Here is a 12477-nt window from a genome sequence, read left to right on the forward strand (position 1 = left end):
GGCGGTCAGCGGTGACGGCTCCAGGCCGCCCACAGCTCCGCATACCGGCCCGCCCGTTGGAGCAGATAGTCGTGCGAACCCGTCTCGATGATCTGTCCCTTGTCCATCAACATGATTCGGTCTGCGCGACGGGCCTGGCTCAATCGATGCGCAACGATCAGCGCACTGCGGCCCTCGATCGCTGCCTCCGCGGATCGCTCCAACAGCGACGCGCCGGCACTACCTGCATCCGCGGTCGCCTCGTCGAGAATGACCACCGGCGGATCGAGAAGCACCACTCGTGCGAGGGCTAGCTGTTGAGCCTGCATCGGTGTCAACCGATGCCCGCCATCGCCTACGCGGGTATCGAGGCCATCGGGCAGCAGGTCGAACCAGTCACCTGCGAGAACCTTCCCGAGCGCCGACTCCATCGCCGCGTCGTCCGCGTCCGGGTCCGCCAGCGCCAGATCCTCGCGCAGCGTCCCGGTGAAGACGTGTACCTCTTGCGAGACGAGCACGATCCGTTGCGCTCGTTGCACTTCGGGTGCATCGAGCAAGGAAACCGAACCGAAGTTCACCCGCCCGCGATCGGGTGAGAACACCCCGGCGAGCAAAGCCGCAAGAGTGCTCTTACCTGCTCCGGAGGAACCCACGAGCGCGACGGTCTCACCGATCGCGATGCTGATGTCGACTTCGTCCAACACCGGAGACGACGCCGAGTATCCGAAACTCACTTGCCTCGCCTCGAGCACCCCGGCGGCCGGCAACGCGATCGACTCCTCTCGCGTCGAGAGCACTCCATCACCGATCTCGATGACCCCGACGATGCGAGCCAGCGATGCAAGTGCCGATTGCAACTCGTCGATCACGAGCAGGAGAGCATCGATCGGATCGAACAACCGAAGGAAGAACAGCATTGCCGTCGTCGTCGCGCCGACCGTCAACGCATCGGCGCCGACGAGAAAGTAACCGATGACCAGCAGGGCTGCCATCGCGACGAACTGAGCCGTGTTGAGCCGACCGTAGAACCGGTTCTGGACGATCCGCGCTCGCATCGTCCAGCGGACGACCTCCCACGAGTGAAACCCGATGCGGCTCGACAATTTCGGTGCCAGATCGAATTCGTGCACCGTCCTGAGGCCGCGGATGGACCCGAGTACCTGTTGTGCGCGCAAGCCCATCGCTGCCCGCTCGGCGGCGTAGATACCCGGCGCATGTCGCAGATACCACCGCACTGCCAGCACGTAGATCGGAACCACCAGCACCAGCGCACCGAGGAACCGCCAATCCAACGCCGTCAAGCCGACCGCGGTCAGGATCACTGTGAACAGCGAAGTCGACAGGGCGGGCACGACGTTCTCGATTGCCGAAGAAACCTCGTCGACGTCGTCGGTAGCGCGGGAGAGAAGATCTCCGCTTCCAGCTCGTTCGACCCGTTCGAGCGGTAGCGACAGACTGGTGGCGAACATCCGCTCACGCAGTCGAGCGAGTGCCGTTTCGAACAACCGCGAAGACAGCACGACCCCGAGGGCGGTGAATCCGGCAAATCCCAGTGCTGCACACACCATCACGATGCCGAGCACCCAGATTCGATCGGAGGCGCCCTCCTCGATGACGACGTCGACCATTCGCCCGAGAGCCCACGGCGCAACGAGACCCAGAGCGGCACCGATGACCATGGTCGTCACGACGGCGGCCAGAGGTCCACCCTGACCGGCCAGCGAACGCCGCACCTCGGCTCGGACGGCGCGCGCGTCCGCTATCGGTAGCTTCACTTGTACTCCAACACTTTCGAGTGGCCCGCGGACACGGTCTCGACCGTCAACACCCGCGAGGCCGCAGCCAACAGAGCAGGCGCCGAGGTGAACACGATGGTCGTGCGACCGCTTCGCTCCCGAACGATGCGCTCTGCCACCACCGCTTCGGTGACCGAATCGACCGCGGTCGTCGGATCGAGAAGAACCAGCACTGCCGGATCGGCAGCCAACGCCCTCGCAAGGCAGACTCGTTGACGCTGTCCACCCGACAACAGCCGACCTGCCTCACCGACGTCGGTGTCGAGCCCGTCAGGTAGAGCCAGGGCGACGTCGTCGCAGGCGGCAGCGAACACTGCCCGTGTCACTGCATCGTCGGTGACGGGGCCTGCAGCCTCGATGTTGTCGAGAACCGTCCCCTCGAACAAGTCACTGTGGTGTGGAGCAACCAGCAGGGTCTTCCTGCGGTCGGATCGCTGCAGTGCGTCGATGTCGATGCCGCCGACGGTGACGGAACCTGCTTCGGGTCGGGCGAGTCCGCCGAGTACCGCGGCAAGCGCGGCCGTGACCACCGGGTCCGCCTGCACGGCAACGAACTCGCCCTCCGGCACTTGCCAATTCACTGCGCTGACGCCGCCGCATTCGGTACCGACGAAGTTCATCTCGAAACCGGTGGCAACTCCGAGATTGGCGGGCCGCTCGCTCGCGTACTCGGCATCGAGAACGCTCGCTACTCGTTCCGCCGAGGCCAGAGCCCCAGCCCAGATGGTGCCGAAATTGGATGCGAATGCCTGGAGCGGGCCCAGGACGAACTGTGTCACCGCAACCACGGTGATCAGCTGACCAACGGTCATCGCACCACCGACCGCCATCAGACCTGCCGCGACCGCAACGCCTGCGATGAACAACCCGGACACTGTCTCCATCGAACCGAGGTAACCGGCCCGAGCCACATTCGCCTTCAACGTTCCCTGCAGGGCGCGCTCGCTGGCAGCCTGGTAACGCCGACCTGCCGCGTGCTCTGCACCGATCCCCTTCACTATCCGGAACCCTCCGACCAGGTCGGAGGCGGTACCGGCAGCCTCCCCGGCGACCTGCTGCTGCTGAACACTTCTGCGGCGCAGTGGAGACCCGGCCCGGTCCATCAGCCACAGCATCAGCGGCGTCGCAACGAGGATGGCCAGCCCGAGCGGCCAGGAAATGGTCAGCAGGATCACTGCTGCGAAGATCACTGCGGCGAACTCACCGAGGGGGTAGATGACGATTGCGACCGAAGTCGCCAGGGCACGCGCGTCGGAAGTGGCAATACTCAACAACATTCCGGGTTGACGAGCAGGTCCGGCCATGCCGCGTGCATCGAGGATGCGATCGGTGATCTTCGTACGCACCTGATGCGCGATGGAATTCATGCCGAGGAATCCGATGCGCCCACCGAAGCGAAAGGTGAACGACACGAAGGCGTAGTCGAGCGCCAGTACCGCGATCCACAGGACCATCTGCCGAGGGTCACGTGCGCTGATCGCTCGGTCGATCGCCAGGCCCATGATAACGGGAACCAGTGCAGCGCAGAGCTGATGGACGATCATCAGCACCCCCGCCGGGATCGTGTACTTCTTCGCCGCGAACATGGTTCGTAACGTCAGCTGACGTGGCGTCGTCGACGACGTGATCGAAATATCGGTGGTCGGGAGTGGAGTCACAGGCGCGTCGAAGAAAATCGGCAGTTTCATCACGTCAGCACGGCGTCGAGCATCGCCCTGGAAGCGAGTGAGTCCACGAGTTCTCCGGATCGCACCGCGATGTTCGACAGCAACGAGGAGGTCAGTCCGTGCGAGTGCTCTGTTCCGCCCTGGAGGTAGATCCCACCGGTGACGTTCTCTGCGGTGCGCAGTCGGTAGTCGCGTTGGACCTCAGGAGTTCCGTCCGCAGCGAAATTGCAATCATCGGCAAGTGGACCCAGGATGGCACGCAGATCCAGCGGTTGGAAACCGGTCGCGAAAATCACTGCGTCACAGAGCAATCTGTCCTCGCGGCCCGTCGGTCGATGATGCACCGATACCTCTACCCCTGCCCCGGTCACGCGCGGCGTCGACACTTCGGACGCACCGTGGACGAACAGCCTGCGGTCGCCGGACACTCGTTCCCCGTACTCACGCTCGTAGAGTTCCTCGATCAACGGCAAATCGACGGCGGAGTAATTGGTGCTGCGGTGGTAGGCAATCAATTGTTCGCGAAGCTGCGGGGACGAAGTATAGAAGTCGTCGACGGCTTCCGGATCGAAAACTCGGTTGGCGTAGGGACTGTCGTCGGCAGGGCTGTACCCGTACTTGCCGAACACGGCGTGCACCTCCGCGCCGGGGTACCGATCGTGGAGGTGGGCGAGCACTTCGGCGGCGCTCTGGCCTGCACCGACCACGACGAATCGCTGATGGCGTATCTCCGGCAATCCCTCGAGATGATCGAGTACCCGGTGATTGTGGAAAACGCGCTCCCCCGTTACGACGCCCGCGGGGAGTTTCGGGGTGAGCCCGCCTGCAAGCACGACCTCGCGCGAGCGCAGAGTGCGACCCTCCCCATCCGATGTCTCGACGGTGACCTCGAAATGCTCACCCGTCCACGCAACTCCGGTGGCCGACGAGCCGTAGAGCACGTCGGCGGCTACTTTGTCCGCCGCCCAGGTCAGGTAGTCGTGGAACTCCAGTCGGGAGGGAAAGAACGTCTGCAGGTTGATGAAGTGCGTCAAACGACCACGCTGCGAGAGGTATTCGAGAAACGTGTACTCACTGCCGGTGTTGCGCTGCGTCGCCAGATCCTTGAGAAACGAAATCTGCATGGTCGCGCCGGGCAGCAGCATGCCGGGATGCCAGGTGAAGCCGGGTTGTCTCTCCACGAACATCGAGGTGAGGCGGTCACCTGCGGGCACCTGCGCGTTACGTTCCTCCAGCGCTATCGCAAGTCCCAGGTTGGACGGTCCATAGCCGACTCCGAGGATGTCTACTACGTCGGGAAGGGTGTTCGCCATGTGGTTCCAGTCATCCTTTGTCGGGTCGGAGTGAACGTAGCCTAACCTATTGTCGCCACATGAGCTTAGGCTACGCATACCCGACCGTCCGCGAGTCGACGGATCCAAGCGAGAAGAAAAGAGGTACGCGAATGGGCTCTCACACTGCCGTCCACACCACCACCGGACGGTTCGTTCTCTCACGCCCCCACGGCTCGGTATCAGCGCAGGGACTGCGCGCCCAGTACGACAGCGTTGCCGCGGCCGAAGCTGCGCTGCGCTCGGGAGAAGTCCCCGCGATCGTCGGCGCCCTCCCCTTCTCCACTCAGGCACACTGCGCACTGTCCGCACCGGAAGTGTTCACCGTGACGCAACAGGCATGGAGTCCGAAGTCCGAATGCCCCTCTCTACCAACGTTCGTCCTCGCCGACCCACTCGATGACGGCGAACACACCGACCGAGTCCGCACTGCACTCGACGTACTCCGCGAGCCCTCGACGCCCCTGCAGAAGGTGGTCCTGGCACGCACGCTGACCCTGATCGCAGACGGCACGGTCGACCCGACCGCCGTTCTAGCGGCCCTGATAGCAGGAACACCCGAACGCAACGGTTATTGCGTCGACCTGAGCGCCGCAGGCGGCCCCTACATAGGCAGAACCCTCGTCGGATCGAGCCCGGAGGTACTTGTTCGCCGGCGTGGAACGGTGGTCACATGTCACCCACTGGCCGGATCTGCCCCTCGCCACCCCGACGCGGCGCGCGATCGGCAGAACGGACGCAGTCTGACCGAGTCGGACAAGGACCGACGCGAACACGCCTTCGTCGTCGATGCAATCCGGGACTCGCTCGCCCCGTTCTGCAGCGAGCTGGACATACCGCCGGAGCCGACCCTGGCTCACACTCCGCAACTCTGGCACCTGGGCACTCCGATACGCGGCGAACTACGTGATCCATCCACTACTGCACTCGATCTCGCACGCGCACTACATCCCACACCCGCTGTGTGTGGGACACCCACCGACCTCGCGTACCGCACGATCGAGGAACTCGAGGGTGAGCGTGGCTTCTACGCAGGCGCCGTCGGATGGTGCACCGCAGACGGGGACGGCGAATGGATGGTGGCCATCCGTTGCGCGGAGATCAGCAGCGACCGAAAGCGCATGACTGCCTACGCAGGCGGGGGAATCGTCGCCGAATCGGACCCGGACACCGAATTACGAGAGACGGTAACCAAGTTCGGCACTCTCCTCGGCGCCCTCGGGGTGGCATTGTGACGCTCGCAGTCGTGGTCGGAGCGGGTAACGGAATCGGACGCGCTGTCGCCATATCGCTCGCTCGAGCAGGCCACGACCTCTCACTGCTCGATATCGACGCAGCCGGTATGACGCATACGGCGTCGCAGATCACCGGCGTGGCCACCGCTCACGTAGTAGACGTGCGCGATGCCGACGCCGTCCTCGCCGCGGTCACTGCGATCGAGGAGTCCGCCGGGCCGATCACCTCACTCGCCCATGTCGCAGGCATTCTCGACACCGGATCCATCCTGGACTCCCACGTCGAAGACTGGCGAGCCATGTTCGAGGTCAACGTGTTCGGGCTGCTCAACGTCGTCCGAGCCGTCGGTCGATCGATGCGTGAGCGACGGGCCGGGTCCATCGTTGTAGTCGGATCCAATGCTGCGGGTGTACCGCGCATGTCGATGGGCGCCTACGGATCCTCGAAAGCTGCATCCACCATGCTGACCCGGGTACTCGGCTTGGAATTGGCACCGTACGGAGTTCGCGCGAACATCGTCGCTCCGGGGTCGACCGACACCGACATGCAACGCTCGATGTGGGCGGACCCGAAAGACATGTCCTACGCACGGCCGGTCATCGACGGCGATCTCGCGACCTTCAAGAATGGAATCCCTTTGGGCCGCATAGCTTCTCCTGAGGACATCGCCGATGCTGTCGAGTTTCTACTGTCGGATCGAGCCCGTCACATCACCATGCAGTCGCTCTACGTCGACGGCGGCGCCACGCTGCGAGCATGACCGGCATCCATCACGAGGGTCGTGGGCGTGCGAGCGGAATGACCAACGGCGTGAGCGACTCCGGGTCCTCGATGATGCGACACGGCAATCCGAATACCGCCTCCACCAGTTCCGCGGTGATGACCTCCGCAGGATTACCGCGAGTGACCACCGCGCCGTCCTTCATCGCGATGATGTGATCGGCATAGCGACACGCGTGATTGAGATCGTGCAGCACAGCGACCATCGTGGTGCCCTGATCTCGATTGAGTTGCGCGCACAGATCGAGAAGGTCGATCTGGTGCGCGATGTCGAGGAACGTCGTCGGTTCGTCGAGCAACATCAACGGGGTTTGCTGGGCGAGAACCATTGCCACCCACACTCGCTGACGCTGCCCTCCGGACAACTCGTCGACCAACCGTCCGGAGAGGTCGCTCACGCCGGTCGCGTTCATCGCGAACACGACAGCAGCCTCGTCGTCCCGCGACCATTGCCTTATCAGCTTCTGATGCGGATAACGGCCGCGTGCAACGAGATCCGCCACCGAAATACCGTCCGGCGCGATAGACGTCTGCGGCAGCAGCCCGAGGCGTCGGGCAACTTCCTTGGCCGGATAAGTCGAGATTGCCTTGCCGTCCAGAAGTACCGTCCCTACCGTCGGTTTCAACAACCGCGACAGTGCTCGCAGTAACGTCGATTTGCCGCTCGCGTTGGGACCGACGATGACGGTGAACTGACCGTCTGGAATCTCGACGGTCAGCCCCTCACTGACGATTCGCTTGTCGTATCCGATCGTGACGTCGTCCGCATGTAAGCGCGGCTTCTTTCCAGTCACTGTTTTCTACCTTCCCGAGCCAACAACCACACGAAATATGCCCCACCGATGGACACCGTCACGACACCGACCGGCAACTGCGTCGGCGCGAATATGCGCTGCGCGGCATAGTCACTGACGAGCAGTAGCAGTGCACCCATCACCGCCGAGGGAATCAGCGCGACACCCGCAGTCTTGGTCAAGCGTCGAACCAGCTGCGGCGCAGCGAGCGAGATGAACGAGATCGGACCGGCCACTGCCGTGACGAGCGCGGTCAGCGCCACGCCGAGAACGATCAGTATCAGCCGCGTCGGCTCCGCCCGGATACCGAGCGCTTTTGCTGCGTCGTCGCCCATCTCGAGCATCCGTAGGCGCCCCGCGAAGATGGCCAGCAGCGGCGTGAGAACGACCAACACGATCACCACCGGACGTACCTGCCCCCAGCTGAGACCGTTGAGAGTCCCCGCGCCCCACACCGCTGCGGCCAGGGCATCCGAGAGGTCGGCTTTGACGATCAACCAGGTGTTGACCGACGCCAGGATCGCGCTGATCGCAATACCGACGATGATCAGCCGAAAACCTTGTACACCACGTTTGAAAGCGAGGACGTACACCACTGCAGCAGTAGAGATCCCACCGACGAAGGCGCCCACGCCGGTGGGATAGTAGCCACCTCCCAGCGCGAGGATGACGATCAGCGCACCGGTGTACGAGCCGGTGTCGAAGCCGATAATGTCAGGGCTTCCCAACGGATTCCGCGTCAGCGATTGGAAGATCGCACCCGACACACCCAGAGCACCACCGAGAAGCAAAGCCAGGGCTACCCTCGGGAATCGCCACTCCATGACGATCAGTTCGGTGAACCTTCCGGCATCGGAAAACACCGCGGCCAGTACTTCGCCCGGCGCGATGTAGTAGTCACCGGTGCCGAGCGCTAGGACAGCGACGGCGAGCGATACGAGCGCCAGAAGGCAGCAGACCACCACGGTGCGGATGTCTACCCGCCCGCTGAGCTTGTCACCGGCAAGGCGAATGATGCGAACTCTGCGACCGAAATCGACCTCGGTCTCGGTCGTCACAGCCCACTGACTTTCTTGCGGCGCACGAGAAAGATGAGCACTGGCGCTCCGACGAACGCGGTGACGATCCCGACCTGCAGTTCGCCAGGCCTGATGACCAGTCGCCCGACGATGTCGGAGAGCAGCAGCAGGCACGGCGCCGCCACCACGGTGTACAGGAGGATCCATCGCTGATCTGGTCCGACGAACCACCGCACCATGTGCGGAATCATCAAGCCGACGAAGCCGATCGGACCTGCGGCCGCCGTCGCAGCACCGGCAAGAAGAGTGACTGCAATGACGCCGATCACCCGGGTGCTGTTCACCTTCGCACCCAGCGACCGAGCGAGATCGTCTCCGAGCGCAAGTGCATTGAGGGGTCGCGCGATGACGAGTGCGAGCACCGAACCGACGATGACGAACGGCGAGATCGCCAATGAAATGTCCAGTCCTCGACCAGCCAAAGAACCAGCACCCCACAATCGCATCTTGTCGAACGCATCGGGATCGAGCAGCAGCATGCCGGAAGTGATGCCCCCGAGCACCGCGGACAGCGCAATTCCGGACAGCGTGAGCCTGATCGGAGTCGCACCGGCTCGTGACATGGATCCGAGTGCATACACCGCCACCGTCGCGAGGATGGCGCCGAGGAACGCGAACCAGATATAGGACCAGATCCCGGTGAATCCCAGCATGCCGACAGCGAGTGCGACGAAGAAGGCCGCACCGGCGTTGACTCCGAGGATGCCCGGGTCCGCCAACGGGTTACGCGTCATAGCCTGAATAAGCGCGCCGCTGACACCGAGAGCGACACCTACGATCAACCCCAGCACCGTCCGCGGTACACGGATCTCGCGGATGATGACGTGGTTGCTCGACTCGTCGAAGTGCAGCAGCGCATTCCAGACCTCACTCGGCGGAATGTACTTGGTGCCGACCGCGACACTGAACAGGCAGATCGCGGCCAGAACGCCGAGCAGAACGAGAAGGCCGAGAGCGCGGCGCGAGTTCGTCTCGGCGAGCCCACCGGACTGTTCGAGCCTGTCGGCCTCATCGGTCTTCTTCGTTGCCACAGGCATGGATCGATTACCCCAAAGCGTCCGCGATATGTGCAGCCTGGGTGTCGAGCTCGGCGCGTTCGGGGGAAGTCGGTCGGGCACGAAGACCGAATCCGTCACCCGAGGTACGCGGAATGACATGAAGATGGACATGGAAGATTTCCTGGCCTGCGATTTCGCCGTCCGCAAGAAACAGATTCACCCCCGCGCATCGGGGGTCGCTCGCCCGCAGCGCGGCCGCGATCTTCTGCCCGACGACGAACAGATGACCGCCGGTGTCCGGCTCCAACTCCGCCAACGAGCGAGCCTGCTTCTTCGGGACCACCAGAACGTGCCCACGCGTGACCGGCCGGATGTCCATGAACGCGATGACCACGTCGTCCTCGTAGACGCGAGACGATTCCGCGTTCCCTGCAATGATTTCGGCAAAGATCGTATAGGGGTTCACAAAGAGACAGTCTAGAACTGCACCGAAACGGTGCTGCGATTAAAGTCTGACCATGAGTATCTTGGGCGGCGTTCTGTTCGACATCGACGGGGTGCTCGTCACGTCGTGGAAGCCTCTCCCGGGTGCCCGCGAGACTCTCGACTATCTCGACCGCAAGGACATCGCCCGCGCGTTCCTGACGAACACCACCTCGAAAACTCGTACACAGATCGCGGAGTCGTTGACAGGAGTCGGTCTTCCGGTCCTTGCCGACGACATCGTCACGGCCGCGAGCCTCACCGCAGACCACCTGCGCGAAACCTACCCGGGCGCTTCCGTCGTACTCGTCAACAACGGCGACATCGCTGGCGACATGCCGGGAATCGAGTTCGTGGACGAGTCGTCCACGCACGATCCCGACGTCGTCGTCGTCGGCGGGGCAGGTCCCGAGTTCACCCACGAGCGCCTGAGCCGAGTCTACGACTGGCTGTGCCGCGGCATCCCCGTCGTCGCAATGCATCGAAGTCTCATGTGGACCAGCGGATCCGGACTCCGCATCGACACCGGAATGTATCTCGTCGGCATGGAGAAGGCATCCGGACACACTGCGCAAGCCATCGGAAAGCCTGCGCCACTTGGCTTTCAGACCGCCGCCGAAAGAATGGGCGCCGACCCGGTCGACGTCGTCATGGTCGGTGACGACATCGACAACGACGTACTCGCAGCCCAGGTCGTCGGCATGACCGGTGTCCTGGTTCGCACCGGAAAGTTCCGCCAGGACGCCCTCGACCGCCGAGCCAAGAACGAATTCGGTCTGCAGCCGAATCACGTCATCGGTTCGGTGGCCGATCTGCCGGAGCTACTAGAGAATCGGTGACGGAGAGTACTTCGCAGCTTCTGGGAACTGCGCGATCAGCGTCTCGACGTCGGAGACGACGGCCGCGACCTGCGATTCCGACGAGCCGATGAACGCCGACTTGTCGGCAAGAGCGGCATCGAGACCTGCGCGATCGAGCGGGATGCGGTCATCGGCGGCGAGGCGATCCAGCAAATCCGGATCCTGCCCCTGCTCCCGCATCGCGAGTGCGACAGCGACAGCGTGTTCCTTGATGGCCTCATGTGCCGTTTCACGACCGACCCCGGCGCGAACGGAAGCCATGAGCACCTTCGTCGTCGCGAGGAACGGCAGGTAGCGCGTGAGTTCCTTGGCGATGACGGCCGGGTACGCACCGAACTCGTCGAGCACCGTCAGGAAAGTCTCGATCATGCCGTCGATTGCGAAGAACGCATCCGGTAGCGCGACGCGGCGGACGACCGAGCAGAAGACGTCGCCCTCGTTCCACTGCGCGCCTGCCAGTTCGGCCGCCATCGATCCGTAACCGCGCAACACCACCTGCAGACCGTTGACGCGCTCACACGAACGCGTGTTCATCTTGTGTGGCATCGCCGAAGAGCCGACCTGACCGGGCTGGAAGCCCTCGGTCACCAGCTCGTGGCCTGCCATCAACCGAACCGTATGAGCGAACGAGGAAGGTGCGGCCCCGATCTGAACGAGGGCGGATACGACGTCGTGGTCGAGCGAGCGAGGGTAGACCTGACCGACGCTGGTGAGCACGTGCCGGAACCCGAGGTGGTCGGCGACGATGCGCTCCAGAGCGGTCAACTTCGAGGCGTCTCCCCCGAACAGGTCGAGCATGTCCTGCGAGGTACCCATCGGGCCCTTGATACCGCGAAGGGGGTAACGCGCGATCAGCTCCTGCATCCGAGCGAGGCCGATCAACAGCTCGTCCGCCGCCGATGCAAAGCGCTTGCCGAGGGTCGTTGCCTGCGCGGCGACATTGTGACTGCGCCCTGCCATCACGAGGGAGGAGTATTCCGCGGCGCGTTCGGCGAGCCGCGCAGCAACGGCCACACCGTGACTGTGGACGTGTTCCATCGAGCGAAGAATCTGCAGCTGCTCGACGTTCTCGGTCAGGTCACGAGAAGTCAAACCCTTGTGGATGTGCTCGTGGCCCGCGAGTGCGTTGAACTCCTCGATACGGGCCTTGACGTCGTGGCGGGTGACACGCTCACGCGCAGCGATCGATGCGAGGTCGACGGTGCCGATCACGTTCTCGTAGTCGTTGATCGCGGCAGTGGGCACATCGACACCGAGGGTGGCCTGCGCTTTGAGAACGGCCAGCCACAGCTGGCGTTCGAGGACGATCTTGTGCTCCGGAGACCACAGGTTCACCAGTTCTTTGCTCGCATAACGGGTGGCCAGGACATTCGGAATAGTCACGAGAGACAAGTTTACGCAGGAGTGGAGCCTGCGGAACGACCAGGTGGTTCAGGCAGGAGTGGAGCCTGCGGAACGACCAGGTAGGCAGGAG

At 63.5% G+C, this 12477-nt stretch carries 11 protein-coding genes; 3 read left to right on the top strand and 8 right to left on the bottom strand.

The genetic code is table 11. From position 1 onward, the window contains the following. Positions 1-5: 5 nt before the first annotated feature. Genes O1W68_RS02230 through O1W68_RS02240 form a run of 3 tightly spaced genes read right to left on the bottom strand, consistent with a single transcriptional unit; the run spans position 6 to position 4755 of the window. Positions 6-1754 carry an ABC transporter ATP-binding protein gene (locus O1W68_RS02230; protein ID WP_269301254.1) on the bottom strand — a complete coding sequence of 583 codons (1749 nt, stop codon included), beginning with the start codon at positions 1752-1754 and terminating at the stop codon, positions 6-8. Next, on the bottom strand, positions 1751-3463 hold the full coding sequence (locus O1W68_RS02235) for an ABC transporter ATP-binding protein (protein ID WP_269301255.1): 1713 nt from the start codon (positions 3461-3463) through the stop codon (positions 1751-1753). Before O1W68_RS02235 ends, O1W68_RS02230 begins: the two co-directional genes overlap by 4 nt. Further along, positions 3463-4755: a lysine N(6)-hydroxylase/L-ornithine N(5)-oxygenase family protein gene (locus tag O1W68_RS02240; protein WP_269301256.1), complete on the bottom strand. Its 1293-nt coding sequence runs from the start codon at positions 4753-4755 to the stop codon at positions 3463-3465. Before O1W68_RS02240 ends, O1W68_RS02235 begins: the two co-directional genes overlap by 1 nt. A 131-nt stretch (positions 4756-4886) precedes the next feature. Here O1W68_RS02240 and O1W68_RS02245 point away from each other — a divergent pair, with 131 nt between their 5' ends. Both O1W68_RS02245 and O1W68_RS02250 read left to right on the top strand, forming a co-directional pair. Next, positions 4887-6008: an isochorismate synthase gene (locus tag O1W68_RS02245; protein WP_442972276.1), complete on the top strand. Its 1122-nt coding sequence runs from the start codon at positions 4887-4889 to the stop codon at positions 6006-6008. Beyond that, complete coding sequence (locus O1W68_RS02250) at positions 6002-6769, top strand: 2,3-dihydro-2,3-dihydroxybenzoate dehydrogenase (protein ID WP_269301763.1); 768 nt, start codon at positions 6002-6004, stop codon at positions 6767-6769. Before O1W68_RS02245 ends, O1W68_RS02250 begins: the two co-directional genes overlap by 7 nt. A gap of 10 nt (positions 6770-6779) precedes the next feature. On the opposite strand, the gene O1W68_RS02255 is transcribed toward O1W68_RS02250, so the two are convergent. From O1W68_RS02255 to O1W68_RS02270, 4 genes are read right to left on the bottom strand one after another with little or no spacing between them, the layout of a single operon-like run. Beyond that, positions 6780-7583, bottom strand: coding sequence for an ABC transporter ATP-binding protein (locus tag O1W68_RS02255; RefSeq protein ID WP_269301259.1), 804 nt, complete (start codon positions 7581-7583; stop codon positions 6780-6782). Next, complete coding sequence (locus tag O1W68_RS02260) at positions 7580-8641, bottom strand: FecCD family ABC transporter permease (protein WP_269301260.1); 1062 nt, start codon at positions 8639-8641, stop codon at positions 7580-7582. The genes O1W68_RS02255 and O1W68_RS02260 overlap by 4 nt, the downstream gene beginning before the upstream one ends. Next, positions 8638-9699 carry a FecCD family ABC transporter permease gene (locus tag O1W68_RS02265; RefSeq protein ID WP_269301261.1) on the bottom strand — a complete coding sequence of 354 codons (1062 nt, stop codon included), beginning with the start codon at positions 9697-9699 and terminating at the stop codon, positions 8638-8640. The genes O1W68_RS02260 and O1W68_RS02265 overlap by 4 nt, the downstream gene beginning before the upstream one ends. 7 nt (positions 9700-9706) lie before the next feature. After that, positions 9707-10126, bottom strand: a complete 420-nt coding sequence (locus tag O1W68_RS02270; protein ID WP_269301262.1) for an HIT family protein — start codon at positions 10124-10126, stop codon at positions 9707-9709. A 52-nt stretch (positions 10127-10178) separates the two neighbouring features. On the opposite strand from O1W68_RS02270, the gene O1W68_RS02275 reads away from it, so the two are divergent. After that, complete coding sequence (locus tag O1W68_RS02275) at positions 10179-10982, top strand: HAD-IIA family hydrolase (protein WP_269301263.1); 804 nt, start codon at positions 10179-10181, stop codon at positions 10980-10982. Here O1W68_RS02275 and purB read toward each other — a convergent pair. Next, the gene (gene purB, locus O1W68_RS02280; RefSeq protein ID WP_442972261.1) at positions 10968-12386 is read right to left on the bottom strand and encodes an adenylosuccinate lyase; all 1419 of its coding nucleotides are present in this window, start codon (positions 12384-12386) and stop codon (positions 10968-10970) included. The two genes, O1W68_RS02275 and purB, sit on opposite strands and share 15 nt — an antisense overlap. Positions 12387-12477 lie beyond the last annotated feature (91 nt).

Origin of the sequence: Rhodococcus sp. H36-A4 (genome assembly GCF_027158005.1) — a bacterium.
Lineage (GTDB): Bacteria > Actinomycetota > Actinomycetes > Mycobacteriales > Mycobacteriaceae > Rhodococcoides.

Excerpts from the sequence above, each read along its gene's own strand:
- O1W68_RS02235 (WP_269301255.1), bottom strand. The coding sequence starts at position 3,463 with ATGAAACTGCCGATTTTCTTCGACGCGCCTGTGACTCCACTCCCGACC.
- O1W68_RS02240 (WP_269301256.1), bottom strand. The coding sequence starts at position 4,755 with ATGGCGAACACCCTTCCCGACGTAGTAGACATCCTCGGAGTCGGCTAT.
- O1W68_RS02245 (WP_442972276.1), top strand. The coding sequence starts at position 4,887 with ATGGGCTCTCACACTGCCGTCCACACCACCACCGGACGGTTCGTTCTC.
- O1W68_RS02265 (WP_269301261.1), bottom strand. The coding sequence starts at position 9,699 with ATGCCTGTGGCAACGAAGAAGACCGATGAGGCCGACAGGCTCGAACAG.
- O1W68_RS02275 (WP_269301263.1), top strand. The coding sequence starts at position 10,179 with ATGAGTATCTTGGGCGGCGTTCTGTTCGACATCGACGGGGTGCTCGTC.